This window comes from Chromobacterium sp. FG22, from assembly GCF_057809415.1.
On record NZ_JBMDJX010000011.1, the window covers coordinates 67,958 to 80,688 of the forward strand.

Sequence of the window (12,731 nt, forward strand, 5' to 3'; positions counted from 1 at the left end):
TTAGAACTGCTCCTCTCGATAAGGGTCGGGATATCCTAGCCTCTGCATGATGACGGTTTCAAGCGCCTCCATGGTTTCGGCTTCGTCGTCTTGTTCGTGGTCAAAGCCTTGCAGGTGCAGCATGCCGTGCACCAACAGGTGGGCGTAATGCGCTTGCAGCGGCTTGTTTTGCTCGGCGGCCTCTTTTTCCACCACCGGCGCGCACAGCACCAGATCGCCGATCAAGGGCAGGCCGGGCACCGGCTCGCCCTCGTTGAGGGCGAAGCTCAGCACATTGGTGGCGTAGTCCTTGCCGCGGTAGTCATGGTTCATTTGGCGGCCTTCGTCGGCATCCACGATCAGGATGCTGACCTGGGCCTGTTTGACGCCGGCTTGCAGCGCCGCCTGGCTCCAGCGGCGCAGATCGGCGGGCCGCGGCAGCGCGGCGGTTTGACTGCGCACGTCCAGGCTCAGTTCCAGGCGCGCGGCCAGCCGCGCCAGCAGCGGGTTACGCTTGGCTCTTTTCATCTTGCTTGCTTTGGTATTGGTCGTAGGCGTCGACGATTTTCTGCACCAGCGGGTGGCGCACCACGTCGTCGCTCTGGAAATGGTGGAAATGGATGCCGCGGACCTTGTCCAGGATGCGTTCCACTTCGACCAGGCCGCTTTTCTGATGGCGGGCCAGATCGATCTGGGTCACGTCGCCGGTGATTACCGCCTTGGAGCCGAAGCCGATGCGGGTCAGGAACATCTTCATCTGTTCCGGCGTGGTGTTCTGCGCCTCGTCCAGAATGATGAAGGCGTTGTTCAGCGTGCGGCCGCGCATATAGGCCAGCGGCGCGATCTCGATCAGGTTCTTTTCGAACAGCCGGGTCACGCGGTCGAAACCCATCAGATCGTACAGCGCGTCGTACAGCGGCCGCAGATACGGGTCCACTTTCTGCGCCAGGTCGCCGGGCAGGAAGCCCAGCTTCTCGCCGGCCTCCACCGCCGGGCGCACCAGCACGATGCGCTTGACCGCGTCGCGCTCCATCGCGTCCACCGCGCAGCCCACCGCCAGATAGGTCTTGCCGGTGCCGGCCGGGCCGATGCCGAAGGTGATGTCGTGTTGCTGGATGGCCTTGATGTAGCGGCTCTGGCGCGGCGTGCGGCCGCGCAGATCGCCGCGGCGGGTCACCAGCACCGGCGCGTCTTCGTCGTCGGTCGCGGCCGCGGCGCCGTGGGGCGCGTGGCGGCGCAGTTCCACCAGGCACAGTTGCACGTCGTCTATCGACAGCTCCTGTTTTTCCGCCAGCAGATAGAGCCGGGTCAGCGCCTCCACCGCGGTCTTGGCCTGTTCGCCCTGGACGCGGAAACTTTCGCCGCGGCGCTGCACCGTCACGTCCAGGCCGGTTTCTATCTGTTTCAGGTTTTCGTCCAGCGGGCCGCACAGGCGGGCCAGCCGTTCATTGTCGACAGGGTTGAAGCTCAGGGGTTCGGCGTGCGATGTAGTCATGCGGCTCGTAGTCTGGGTCGTTGTCGGCGGCCCGCCGCGGGGCGGGACGGCCGATGGACAAGGGTTAGGGCTGCGGCGCTCATCAAATGTTCCGCAGACAATCCAGTTCCGGCGCGCTCATGCTGGCGTGGAACTCGGTGATTTCGTAGCGGGCGAGGCCGGCGACGGCGAAGGGGTCGCGCGCCAGCAGCGCTTCCAGCTCGGCGCGTTCGCCGCGCGCCAGGATCACGCCGCCGGTGCGCGGCGTCTTGCGGCCGGAGGCCAGCAGCAGGCCGGCGGCGTAACCCTGCCGCAGCCAGGCGACGTGCGCTTCCAGCTGCGCGTCGATGTCGGACAGCGGGGCGATGTAGCTTAGCGAAACAATGAACATGGCGGCGTTAGCGTGAAGGGAAAGCGCCAAGCATACGCCGGCCCGCGGCGGCCGGCGCGAAAAAATGGCGGACGGGCGTCATGCTCAGGCGGTTTCCGCGATCAGCGCCTCGCCCACCAGCGAGTGGGGGCGGGCTTCGGTGATGCGCAGATCGATCATCTGATTGAGCAGGCGCGGGTGGCCGGCGAAGTTGACCACGCGGTTGTTGGCGGTGCGCGCCGCCAGCATGGCGGCGTCCTTCTTGGACACGCTTTCCACCAGCACGCGCTGCACCGTGCCCACCATCGCCTGGTTGATGGCGAAGCCCTTGGCCTCGATCACCTCGTTCAGGGCTTCCAGCCGGCGCACTTTTTCCGCGTGCGGGGTGTCGTCCGGCAGATTGGACGCCGGCGTGCCCGGACGCGGGCTGTAGATGAACACGTAGCTGAAGTCGACTTCCATGTCCTTGACCAGCTTCAGCGTCTGTTCGAAGTCGGCCTCGGTCTCGCCGGGGAAGCCGACGATGAAATCGGACGACAGGCACAGATCCGGCCGCAGCGCGCGCAGTTTGCGGATGATGGATTTGTACTCCAGGCCGGTGTAGCCGCGCTTCATCGCGGCCAGCACGCGGTCGGCTCCGCTTTGCACCGGCAGGTGCAGATGGGACACCAGCTTGGGCAGCTTGCCGTAGCAATCGATGATGCGCTGGCTGAACTCGCGCGGGTGGCTGGTGGTGAAGCGGATGCGCTCCACGCCCGGCACTTCGTGCACGTATTCCAGCAGCAGCGCGAAGTCGGCGATTTCGCCGTCGGCCATCATGCCGCGATAGGCGTTGACGTTCTGGCCCAGCAGGGTGATTTCCTTGACGCCCTGGACGGCCAGACCGGCGATTTCGGTCAGCACGTCGTCGAAGGGGCGGCTGACTTCCTCGCCGCGGGTGTAGGGCACCACGCAGAAGGAGCAATACTTGGAACAGCCTTCCATGATGGACACGTAAGCCGCGCCGCCTTCCACCTTGGCCGGCGGGATGTGGTCGAACTTCTCGATTTCCGGGAAGGAGATGTCCACCTGGGAGTTGCCGCTGGATTGGCGCGATTTGATCAGGTCCGGCAGGCGGTGCAGGGTTTGCGGGCCGAACACCACGTCGACGTAAGGCGCGCGCTTGACGATGGTTTCGCCTTCCTGCGACGCCACGCAGCCGCCGACGCCGATGATCAGATCGGGCTTGGCCTCTTTCAGCGGACGGATGCGGCCCAAGTCCGAAAACACTTTTTCCTGCGCCTTTTCGCGCACGCTACAGGTGTTGAACAGGATGATGTCGGCTTCTTCCGGCTTGTCCGTCTTGATCATGCCTTCGGAGTCGGACAGCACGTCGGCCATTTTGTCCGAGTCGTACTCGTTCATTTGGCAGCCGAACGTCTTGATGTATACCTTTTTCATTGCAGCTAGATTCCAGCGTGTTTCAGTTCGCCGCCGGGCCGGACCCGACAAGCGCGCCGCGAGCGGCTGAGTTTATTGGGACGGCTGGGCGGCCGCTTCGGCTTCCCTTTGCTTCAGCAAGTCCACTTCCTCGGGGCGCAGCACCCAGATCCGGTTGATCTGGCCTTGCATATTGAAGGTGACCCCCACCGGCCGGCCTTCCAGATTGTCCAGTTGGCCGCGCAGCAGGAAGCGGTTGTTCTCGTCGAAGATGCGCAGACCGGGCGCCAACGGGAATTGGCGCTCGGAGCGGATGAAGATGCCGAGCAGACTTTCCAGCAAGGAGCGGTCTTTCTTGACGAACTCGATGGTGGCGTCGTTAGCGGCGCGGACCGTGCCGGCCTTCAGTTCCATCGGCAGCAAACGGCCGGCCAGGGCCGGAGCGGCGAGCCATGCCGCGCAAAGGGCGACTATGAGTATTTTCATAAGGAATTGAATACGTTGCGCGCGATTCTATCATAGCTTGGCCATGGGGCTGGCCAAATCTTCCTTGCAGCATAGGCGTTTTGGCGCGCCGACGCGGCCCGCGTTCACCCTGCGTTCACAAGGAGCGCCGCATGCCGACCGCGTCTTCGCCGTAAGCCCGGCGGGTGTAATCGTCGCGCGCGCAGGGCTGATAGCCAAAGCGTTTCCAATAGCGCGCGGCGCCCTGAACCGCCACCAGCCGCGCCTGGCGCAGCCCGCGCCGCCGGCCCTGGCCCAGCACGGTTTGCACCAGCCGCGGCCCCAGGCCGTGGCCGCGCGCGTCCGGATGCAGCGCCAGATCGTGGATGAACAGGGTGTCCACTGCGTCCGGCAGCCTCTCCAGCGGGCGGTTGAGGCTGGGCGGCCGGCCGGCGGTCCAGGGATGGGCGAACACATAGCCCAGCAGCTGGCCGGGACGCTCCGCCACCCAACAGGTGTCCGGCGACAGGCGGTGGCGCGAGGCCAGCGCGTCCCGGCTCTCGATCAGCGACGGCGGATAGCAGTGTTGCTGAACTTGCAGCACGGCGGGAAAATCTTGAACTTGCATCGGGCGCAGGACAATGGCGTCCTGCCGGCGACAGACTGCGGACATCGGGTGCGGGCCAATCCATGGAAGACAAAAAGCAAAGCGCGCGGCCGGAGCCGCGCGGTGTCGAAGGCGGCGATTATAGCCTCCGGGAGAGCGGGGGACCAGCCGGCCCCGGAGAGGATTGCATGGGGGCGGTCCAGGCGCCTATACCACAGCAAGACGCGATGTCAGACGCGTGTGGGCGGGAGCATGATGCGATGACGATACCTGCGCCGGTGCGGCCGCTGGAACAAGATTTCGACGCTTATCTGATCGACGCCTTCCAATGGCGCAGCCTGGGCTTTCAGGGGGTGGGGGTGTTGGCCGCGCTGGGCTTTCTGCTGGTGCGCCGCCTGTACGGCGGCATGGTGCCGGGGTGGCTGTTTCTGGCGGTGGGCCTGGGTCTGGGCGGACTGATCCTGCTGCAGATCTGGGCGCGGCGCGGCCGTTCCCTGCTGTTGTGGCAGGTCTTGTTCGCCATTGGCTATTGCCTGGCGATGAAGCGCGCGCTGGATGCCGGCGGCTACGGCGAATTCCTGTTGTTGCCGACGCTGGGCGTGTCCGCGCTGGTGATGTCGATCAGCATGTCCAGCGTATGGCACACCTTGAGCTTCTGGGGGCTGCTGCTGCTGGTGTTCGACCCGGCGCGGGTGTTTCTGCGTTTGGGCGGCGAACAGACGATTTACGGCTTCGGCTTTCTGGCCCTCATCATCGGCGGCATGGTCTTGGTGCATGTGCAGGTGGTGCAAACCCTGCGCAGCAACCACCTGCTGCTGAACAAGCTGCGGCGGCAGGCCTTTTACGATTCGCTGAGCAGCCTGCCCAACCGGCGCTCCTTTTTGCAACAGGCGGAATACGCGCTGGGGCACGAGGACATCGCCTTCTATCTGGCCATCATCGATATCGATCTGTTCAAGTGCATCAACGACACCCACGGCCACGCGGTGGGGGATCAGACGATACGCGATGTCAGCGCCTTGCTGGCCGAGACCTTCCACGATCAGATTTACGGCCGCATCGGCGGCGAGGAGTTCGGCGTGCTGCTGGCGGCGCGCAGCGACGCGGCGGGGCAGGCGCGGCTGGAGTGTTTCCGCCAGCAGGTGCGCGCCGCGCCTTTTTCCCATGGCCAGGTGACGGTCAGCGCCGGCGTTTGCCAAGTGGGGAACGGCGGGCTGCAGCAGGCTTTTCACCGGGCGGATCAGGCCTTGTACCAGGCCAAGGCCGGCGGCCGGGACCGGGTGATCGCCTGGCAAGCGGCTTGAGGGCCGGCTCCCGATACGCGGCGCGGCATTGAATTTCTGGCGGAAAAATGGTCTATTCCTCATCCGCCTTTTCACCGAGTCGCCCGCTATGTCGCATTGGCTGTCCCAGATCGATCCCGATTCCGTTCGCCGCACCCCGCTGGGCGCGCGCGGCCATAATCTGCTGCTGACGCCGCAGGCCGCGCCGCAGCCGCTGTTGCTGAGCCAGGAGGAGCAGGAACTGGTGGACGGCTGGCTCAAATCGCGCCGCAATCGCATGCGCTGGAGCAGCCTGCTCGCGCTGGCGGACAGTCACGCCCTGGCGGCAAACCTGCTGCGCCGGCTCTTGGAGGCCGGCTGGTGCGAGGTGGAGCTGCACGCCGAAACCGGCCTGCGCCTCAGTCAGCTGGAACCGTTCTGGGTGCAATGGCTGGACATGTACGGCCTGCGCCATTTGCTGGGCATGGCCGACGCGCGGCCCCAGACCGAGGTGGTGGAGCTGTGGCGCGGCTGGCAGCCGCGCCATCCGCTGCTGTTGGGCTTGGCGGAAAGCCTGAGCCCGCATCTGCAATCCTCCACGCTGGAGCGCCGGCTGAAGCTGGCCCAGGCGCTGGACCAATGGCTGCTGGACGGCTGCTGGGGCACCGAGCGCCAGTTTTCGCAGCGCGCGCTGGGGCGCAGCAAAGCCTTCGGCGCGGCGGACCGGCAATGGCTGGCGGAATTCGGCATCGATCTGGAAGCCTGCGGCATCGCCCGTCACACCCCGCACGTCTTCCTGTCCGGGCCGCTGGGCCTGTGGGTCGGGCAGCAGTGCCTGCTGTCCGCCGCCTTGCTGCAACAAGGCGTGGCCCTGGGGCCGGAGGCCTTGATGAGCGTGAGCGCGGTGGAGGGCGCGATCCGCAGCGTGCGCATCGTGGAGAATCTCAGCGTGTTTCAGACGCTGAGCCAGCAGGCGCTGCCGGTGCTGACCATCTGGGTGCCGGGCCAGCCGCATCAGCGCTGGCGCGAGGCGGTGCGCCATTTATTGACCCTGCTGCGGGTGCCGGTGCAGATCGCCTGCGACCTGGCCCCGTCCGGCATCGCCGTCGCCATGGCCGCCGGCCAGGTGGCGGAGCAGGCCGGACGGCCGTGGTCGCCGTGGCGGATGCAGCCGGAGCAACTGACCCTGGCCAACGGCGCCCAGCCCTTGAGCGAGGCGGAGCAGGCGCAGCTGGCGCGCCTGATGGGCGGCGGCCTGCCGCCCTTGCTGCACGGCCTGGCGATGGAGATGCAGGAGAAGCAGTGCAAGGTGGAGCAAGAGGCGCTGTTCATCGAGGACTGGGGGGACTGAGCGCCGGCCGTCCGGCCCGCTGAAAACGGGCGCGGAAATCCGGCTTGGCCGACGGGCGGGCGGCGGAAAATACCGGCGGGCGGCGGCGCGCCGGTAATGACATTCGGGCAAATTGGGGCGGGTGTGAAAAAACTGCCCGGCGATGGGTACACAGCGGGAAAAAGCTGCGTTATCATCGCCCCCCAAACCCTTGATGGCAAAGGCAAGATATCAGGGTTTTCAGGAATTGAGAGAGGCTGGCGGGGTGTCAGGCACCCCCGCCGGCCTCTTGCTTTTGGGCCGCCGTTTTGGCGCGTGCGCGCGCCGCCAGAAGAAGAGGAATATCCTTCCCATGTTGATTGGCTTCGTCGTCGTCTATCTGCTGCTGTCCGTGGGCATCGGCCTCTACGCCGCCACCCGGGTGCGCAACGCCCGCGATTTCGCCGTGGCCGGCCGCAGCCTGCCGTTTCCCATCGTCACCGCCATGGTGTTCGCCACCTGGTTCGGCTCGGAGGCGGTGCTGGGCATTCCGGCCACCTTCATCGACAAGGGCTTCGCCGGCATCGTCGAAGACCCGTTTGGCTCCTCGATGTGCCTGGTGCTGGTGGGCCTGTTGTTCGCGCGGCCGCTGTACCGGCTCAATCTGCTGACCATAGGCGATTTCTACAAGCAGCGCTTCGGCCGCAATGTGGAGCTGTTCGTGTCGCTGTGCATCATCGCCTCCTACCTGGGCTGGGTGGCGGCGCAGCTGACCGCGCTGGGCGTGGTGTTCAACGTGCTGTCCCAGGGCGCGATCAGCGCCAACGCCGGCATGTTGCTGGGCGCGGGCATCGTGCTGGTGTACACGCTGTTCGGTGGCATGTGGTCGGTGGCGCTGACCGACTTTTTCCAGATGACGGTGATCGTCGCCGGCCTGCTTTATCTGACCTGGTTGATCGGCGACATGGCCGGCGGCCCGGTCAAGGTGTTGCAGCACGCGGCGGCGCAGGACAAGTTCACCATGATTCCCAGCATGGCGCCCAAGGACGTGGTCGGCTTCGTCGGCGCCTTGCTGACCATGATGTTGGGCTCCATTCCGCAGCAGGATATCTTCCAGCGGGTGATGTCGGCCAAGAACGAGAACGTCGCCGCGCGCGCGTCCATCGTCGGCGGCGGCCTGTATTTGACCTTCTGCATGCTGCCCATCTTCATCGGCTTCGCCGCCACGCTGATCGATCCGACCATGGTGAGCCGCTGGATGCAGCAGGACGCGCAGATGATTCTGCCCAGCCTGATCCTGGAGCGCACGCCGCTGTTCGCGCAGGTGATGTTCTTCGGCGCGCTGCTGTCCGCCATCATGTCCACCGCGTCCGGCACCTTGCTGGCGCCGTCGGTGACCTTTACCGAGAACGTGCTCAGCCGTTTCATCCCGGTGATGTCGGACCGCCAGTTCCTGCTGGCGATGCGGCTGACCGTGGTGGGCCTGGCCATCGTCACCACGGTGTTCGCGCTCTTGTCCGACGCCACCATCTACGAGATGGTGGGCAACGCCTACAAGGTGACGCTGGTGTCGGCGGTGGCGCCGCTGTTCGCCGGCCTGTTCTGGAAGCGTTCCACGCCGCAGGGCGCCTTGCTGGCCATTGCGCTGGGCCTGGGCAGCTGGCTGGCGCTGGACTGGTTCGGCCCGGCGGATCCGTTCTGGCCGCCGCAACTGGTGGGCCTGGGCTTCAGCATTGTCGGCATGGTGGCCGGCAGCCTGCTGCCGCAGCGGCTGGGACGGCAGGCTTTGGCGGGGATGGGCCGGGCCTGACCCGGCCTTAGAGCCTGTTTACGATCTCGCGAGCCAAGGCGATACAAGGCGAAAGCGGCCGAGAACGCGGAATGGCCATACGGTAGATGAGCATTTCGAAGCCGTACTCACCGTGTAAGGCGTCCTCGACGCGCAGCGGATCGTAAACGGATTATCAGAAGTTGGCCGGGGTGTTGGCGCTGATGATCTCCGCCTCGTCCGGCCCGATATTGCGGAATTTGTGCGGCAGGGTGCTGGGGAAGTAATAGCCGTCGCCGGCGGAGAGGATGCTGATGTGGCCGTCCACGGTCAGCTCCACGCTGCCGCGCACCACCACGCCGCATTCCTCGCCTTCCGGATGGGTGATCATTTCCTTGCCGGTGTCCGCGCCCGGCGAATACAGCTCGCGCAGCATGCGCATCTGGCGATTGGGATTGGACGCGCCGATGATCAGCAGCTTCAGGCCGTCGCGGCCCAGATCCGGCTGTTGTTCGCGGCGGAAGGTGTAAGGGTCGCTAGGAGGCGGTTCGCCAAAGGTCAGGAATTCGGTCAGCGTCATGGGGAAACCCTGAATCAGCTTCAATAGCGAACTGATGGACGGGCTGACCCGGTTCTGTTCTATCAGCGAGATGGTGGCGTTGGCCATGCCGGCCCGTTTCGCCAGCTCGCGTTGAGACAGCGCGAAGTGCTCGCGCACTTGTTTGACGCGTAATCCAATATCCATGCCTGTAACCTCGGTGGCGTGCCCTTGTCGGCCTCTGCTTAGTATTTTCGACAATTTTTCGAATAGCGTCACAGTATACTGATGTCGCCGCCGGCGATGCAGAGCAATTCGCGTTTTCCGGCCGGCGGCGGCGCATTTTCGAAGCCTGGAACCATTCTCCGGGCCGTCGCCGCGTCTGCCCGCGTTCTCAATCCTCCCGTCGCCGTCCCGCCAGGCCCGTCGCCTGCGCCGCTTGCCACAGACTTTCCCGCTTTGTGTTTGATTTTTTAGACAGCGTCGCCGCGCTGCCACAGTATGGTGGCATGCGCGCCGTCCGGCGCGCCGGAGAGACGCATTGAGAGCCTTATTGTGGATGGCGGGATGGGCGGCGCTATGGCTGGCGCCGGCGAGCTGGGCGCTGAGCCTGTCGACGGCGGAGCGGGACTGGCTGAGCCGGCACCCGGTGCTGCGGGTGGGCGTGGTGCCGCAAGCGCCGTACGCGGTGCTGGACGCGCGCCGACAGGCGCTGAGCGGCGCGCATGTGGAACTGATGAACCGGCTGGCCGCCGAATTGGGCCTCAAACTGGCCTGGACCTTCTATCCGAACAAGACGCAGTTGAGCGCGGCGGCGCGGGCGGGGCGGGTGGATGTCGCGCCCGGCCTGGAACAAACCCCGGCCGGCTTGCGTTACTGGCTGTTTTCCGGCCCCTTCCTGCGCATCCCCTACAAACTGGTCGGGCGCGGCGAGCCGGCGGCGGCGCTGGAACTGGAACAACTGCCGGACAGCGCGCGGGTGGCGGTGCTCGAACCGGGCGCGGCGGCGGCCTTTCTGACCGTCAATTATCCGGCCTTGCGGCGCTTGCCGGCCGGCTCGGACCGCAACGCGCTGCAGCAGGTGCAGCAGCAGCGGGCGGATTACGCGGTGGTGGACGAGGCGCAGCTGAACCAGCTGCTGCGCGAGCCGGAATTCTCGCACTTGCGCGCGGTGGGCGACAGCGGCGCCACCCGGCTGTTGCGGGTGGCGTCGCGGCAGGACTGGCCGCAGCTGGCGATGCTGCTGGACCGGGCCTTGAGCGCGCTGCCGGCCTCGCAGCGCGGCCATCTCTACACGCGCTGGGTGCAGGCGGAGCCGACGCCGCTGGCCGACAGCCTGCCGTTTTGGCGCAGGCTGAGCCAGGTCTCGCTGCTGCTCATCCTGCTCTTGGCCGGCGCGCTGCTGTGGCAGGGCCGGCAGCAGCGGCAGTCGCGGCAAGCGCTGGCGGCGGCGCGGCAGGCGCTGGCCCAGCGGGAAGCCGGCGCAGAGGCCTTGCGGCTGACCCAGTTCTCGGTGGATCACAGCACGGTGGGCATTCTGTGGCTGAACTGGGAAGGCCGGCTGCGTTACGCCAATCAGGCCGCGCTGGCGATGCTGGGGTGCGCGGAGGCGGAGGCGGTGGGGCAGCCGCTGTCTCGCTTCCAGCCGGGCTTGGACATGGACGGCTGGCTGGATTTGTGGGGCCGGGCGCGGAGCCGGGGCCTGCTGCAGTTTGAAACCGATAGCCTGCGCGCCGACGGCGGCAGCCTGCCGCTGGACGTCTCGCTCAGTTTTCTGCGCTTCGGCGGCGCCGACTACCTGGTGGCCTTTATGCACGACGTCACCGAAAAGCGGCAGGCGCGCGCCGCCCTGCGGGAGAGCGAGGCGCGTTTCAAGGGCATCGCCGGCAATGTGCCGGGCCTGGTGTTCCGGCTGGAGCGCGCCGACGCGGCGGAAGACCCGCGGCTGGCCTTCGTCAGCGAGGCCAGCCTGGCGCTGACCGGCTACCCGGCCGCGGACTTGCTGGCGCGGCCGGAGGGCTTGCAAGCGCTGGCGCACCCTGAGGACGCCGCGGCGCTGCGCGACAGCTGGCAAGCCGCCTGGCGCGAGCAGCGCGACTGGAGCTGGCAGGGCCGGATTCTGACCCGGGACGGCGCGGAGCGCTGGGCCGATCTGCGCGCCAGCGCCCGCCGCCACGGCGCGACGGGCATGGTGTGGGATGGCATCCTGTGGGATATCAGCGCCGGCAAGCGCAATGAACTGGAGCTGAGCGCGTCGCGCGCCATGCTGCGCGATCTGGCCGCCCACCTCGAAACGGTGCGCGAGGAGGAAAAAGCCCATATCGCGCGCGAGGTGCACGACGAGCTGGGCCAGGTGCTGACCGTGCTCAAGCTGGAAACCTCGATGCTGGAACTGAGCCTGGGGCGGCCGGAGGGCGCGGCGGCGGAGCGGCTGGCCAGCATCAAGAAGCTGATCGCCCAGACCTTCGCCCTGGTCCGCGACGTGGCCACCGCGCTGCGGCCGCCCATCCTGGACGCGGGCCTGGCCTCGGCGGTGGAGTGGCAGGCGCGCCGCTTCGAAGCCCGCAGCGGCATACCCTGTCTGGTACTGGTGCCGGACACGCCGCTGCGCCTGGACGACGCCAAGGCGGTGGGCCTGTTCCGGGTGTTGCAGGAGGCGCTGACCAATGTGATGCGCCACGCCGAGGCTCACACGGTGACGCTGCACTTGCAGGCCTTGCCGGGAGAACTGGTGCTGAGCATTATCGACGACGGCAAGGGCTTCGAGCGGCGGCCGGGGGAAGCGGGCAGCTCCTACGGCCTGGTGGGCATGCGCGAGCGCCTGCTGATGTTCGGCGGCGGCCTGGACGTGGCCAGCGCGCCGGGACAGGGCTGCAGTTTGACGGCCCGGCTGCCCTTGCGGCCGGATGAAGGGGAGGAGAAGACATGATTCGAGTGATTGTGGCGGAAGACCACACCATCGTGCGCGAAGGCATCAAGCAGTTGATCGGCCTGGCCGACGATTTGCAAGTGGTCGGCGAAGCCGCCCACGGCGCCGCGGTGTTCGACGCCTTGCGCGCCGCCGCCTGCGATGTGCTGCTGCTGGATATTTCCATGCCGGGCCTGAGCGGCCTGGACGTGATCCCGCGCTTGCGGGCGCTGGCGCAGCCGCCGGCCATCCTGGTGCTGTCCATGCACGACGAGGTGCAGATGGCGGCGCGTGCGCTCAAGGCCGGCGCCGCCGGCTACGCCACCAAGGACAGCGATCCGGCGCTGCTGCTGACCGCGATCCGCAAGGTGGCCGGCGGCGGCCGCTACATCGACCCGCAACTGGCGGACCGGCTGGTGTTCGAAGTCAATCTCAGCGACGAGAGGCCGCCGCACGCCCAGTTGTCCGAGCGCGAGTTCCAGGTGTTCCAGCGCCTGGCGCAGGGGGCCAACGTCAACGAGGTGGCGCAGCTGCTGGCGATCAGCGCCAAAACCGTCAGCACCCACAAGGTCAGGCTGATGCAGAAGCTGCGCGCGCAGTCGCTGGCGGATCTGGTGCGCTACGCGATCGAGCATCAGCTGTTTTAACGCGCT

At 66.7% G+C, this 12,731-nt stretch carries 12 protein-coding genes; 5 read left to right on the plus strand and 7 right to left on the minus strand.

Features of this window, described 5'->3' with window-relative positions; genetic code table 11:
• The 6 genes from ybeY to ACODSD_RS12815 all read right to left on the minus strand — a co-directional run bounded on the left by ybeY (position 1) and on the right by ACODSD_RS12815 (position 4,314).
• A complete protein-coding gene (ybeY, locus tag ACODSD_RS12790; protein WP_107797937.1) occupies positions 1-507 on the minus strand; it encodes an rRNA maturation RNase YbeY in 507 nt (168 codons plus the stop codon).
• On the minus strand, positions 488-1,474 hold the full coding sequence (locus ACODSD_RS12795) for a PhoH family protein (protein ID WP_107797938.1): 987 nt from the start codon (positions 1,472-1,474) through the stop codon (positions 488-490). The genes ybeY and ACODSD_RS12795 overlap by 20 nt, the downstream gene beginning before the upstream one ends.
• Positions 1,475-1,556: 82 nt before the next feature.
• Positions 1,557-1,844, minus strand: coding sequence for a YciI family protein (locus ACODSD_RS12800; protein WP_107797939.1), 288 nt, complete (start codon positions 1,842-1,844; stop codon positions 1,557-1,559).
• Positions 1,845-1,928: 84 nt separating this feature from the next.
• Positions 1,929-3,263: a tRNA (N6-isopentenyl adenosine(37)-C2)-methylthiotransferase MiaB gene (gene miaB, locus ACODSD_RS12805; protein WP_107797940.1), complete on the minus strand. Its 1,335-nt coding sequence runs from the start codon at positions 3,261-3,263 to the stop codon at positions 1,929-1,931.
• 72 nt (positions 3,264-3,335) lie between these two features.
• The gene (locus tag ACODSD_RS12810) at positions 3,336-3,728 is read right to left on the minus strand and encodes a hypothetical protein (protein WP_107797941.1); all 393 of its coding nucleotides are present in this window, start codon (positions 3,726-3,728) and stop codon (positions 3,336-3,338) included.
• A 115-nt stretch (positions 3,729-3,843) separates the two neighbouring features.
• Positions 3,844-4,314 carry a GNAT family N-acetyltransferase gene (locus tag ACODSD_RS12815; protein ID WP_488877509.1) on the minus strand — a complete coding sequence of 157 codons (471 nt, stop codon included), beginning with the start codon at positions 4,312-4,314 and terminating at the stop codon, positions 3,844-3,846.
• Between the two features lie 239 nt (positions 4,315-4,553).
• Here ACODSD_RS12815 and ACODSD_RS12820 point away from each other — a divergent pair, with 239 nt between their 5' ends.
• The 3 genes from ACODSD_RS12820 to ACODSD_RS12830 all read left to right on the plus strand — a co-directional run bounded on the left by ACODSD_RS12820 (position 4,554) and on the right by ACODSD_RS12830 (position 8,674).
• A complete protein-coding gene (locus tag ACODSD_RS12820; protein ID WP_227106596.1) occupies positions 4,554-5,597 on the plus strand; it encodes a GGDEF domain-containing protein in 1,044 nt (347 codons plus the stop codon).
• 88 nt (positions 5,598-5,685) lie between these two features.
• Positions 5,686-6,906, plus strand: a complete 1,221-nt coding sequence (locus tag ACODSD_RS12825; RefSeq protein ID WP_488877510.1) for a DUF2399 domain-containing protein — start codon at positions 5,686-5,688, stop codon at positions 6,904-6,906.
• A 331-nt stretch (positions 6,907-7,237) separates the two neighbouring features.
• Positions 7,238-8,674: a high affinity choline transporter 1 gene (locus ACODSD_RS12830; protein WP_227106598.1), complete on the plus strand. Its 1,437-nt coding sequence runs from the start codon at positions 7,238-7,240 to the stop codon at positions 8,672-8,674.
• A gap of 154 nt (positions 8,675-8,828) precedes the next feature.
• Here the strand turns inward: ACODSD_RS12830 and ACODSD_RS12835 are convergent, their stop codons facing one another.
• On the minus strand, positions 8,829-9,377 hold the full coding sequence (locus tag ACODSD_RS12835; protein ID WP_107797945.1) for a cupin domain-containing protein: 549 nt from the start codon (positions 9,375-9,377) through the stop codon (positions 8,829-8,831).
• Between the two features lie 334 nt (positions 9,378-9,711).
• Here ACODSD_RS12835 and ACODSD_RS12840 point away from each other — a divergent pair, with 334 nt between their 5' ends.
• Together ACODSD_RS12840 and ACODSD_RS12845 are read left to right on the plus strand one after the other, a co-directional pair.
• On the plus strand, positions 9,712-12,099 hold the full coding sequence (locus ACODSD_RS12840; RefSeq protein WP_488877511.1) for a PAS domain-containing sensor histidine kinase: 2,388 nt from the start codon (positions 9,712-9,714) through the stop codon (positions 12,097-12,099).
• On the plus strand, positions 12,096-12,725 hold the full coding sequence (locus ACODSD_RS12845) for a response regulator (RefSeq protein ID WP_107797947.1): 630 nt from the start codon (positions 12,096-12,098) through the stop codon (positions 12,723-12,725). Before ACODSD_RS12840 ends, ACODSD_RS12845 begins: the two co-directional genes overlap by 4 nt.
• Positions 12,726-12,731: the final 6 nt, after the last annotated feature.

What these genes read in the sequence shown, in the direction of transcription:
- ACODSD_RS12815 (WP_488877509.1), bottom strand. Translation starts at nt 4,314, where the DNA reads ATGCAAGTTCAAGATTTTCCCGCCGTGCTGCAAGTTCAGCAACACTGC.
- ACODSD_RS12800 (WP_107797939.1), bottom strand. Translation starts at nt 1,844, where the DNA reads ATGTTCATTGTTTCGCTAAGCTACATCGCCCCGCTGTCCGACATCGAC.
- ACODSD_RS12810 (WP_107797941.1), bottom strand. Translation starts at nt 3,728, where the DNA reads ATGAAAATACTCATAGTCGCCCTTTGCGCGGCATGGCTCGCCGCTCCG.
- miaB (WP_107797940.1), bottom strand. Translation starts at nt 3,263, where the DNA reads ATGAAAAAGGTATACATCAAGACGTTCGGCTGCCAAATGAACGAGTAC.
- ACODSD_RS12845 (WP_107797947.1), top strand. Translation starts at nt 12,096, where the DNA reads ATGATTCGAGTGATTGTGGCGGAAGACCACACCATCGTGCGCGAAGGC.
- ybeY (WP_107797937.1), bottom strand. Translation starts at nt 507, where the DNA reads ATGAAAAGAGCCAAGCGTAACCCGCTGCTGGCGCGGCTGGCCGCGCGC.
- ACODSD_RS12835 (WP_107797945.1), bottom strand. Translation starts at nt 9,377, where the DNA reads ATGGATATTGGATTACGCGTCAAACAAGTGCGCGAGCACTTCGCGCTG.
- ACODSD_RS12825 (WP_488877510.1), top strand. Translation starts at nt 5,686, where the DNA reads ATGTCGCATTGGCTGTCCCAGATCGATCCCGATTCCGTTCGCCGCACC.
- ACODSD_RS12795 (WP_107797938.1), bottom strand. Translation starts at nt 1,474, where the DNA reads ATGACTACATCGCACGCCGAACCCCTGAGCTTCAACCCTGTCGACAAT.
- ACODSD_RS12830 (WP_227106598.1), top strand. Translation starts at nt 7,238, where the DNA reads ATGTTGATTGGCTTCGTCGTCGTCTATCTGCTGCTGTCCGTGGGCATC.
- ACODSD_RS12820 (WP_227106596.1), top strand. Translation starts at nt 4,554, where the DNA reads ATGACGATACCTGCGCCGGTGCGGCCGCTGGAACAAGATTTCGACGCT.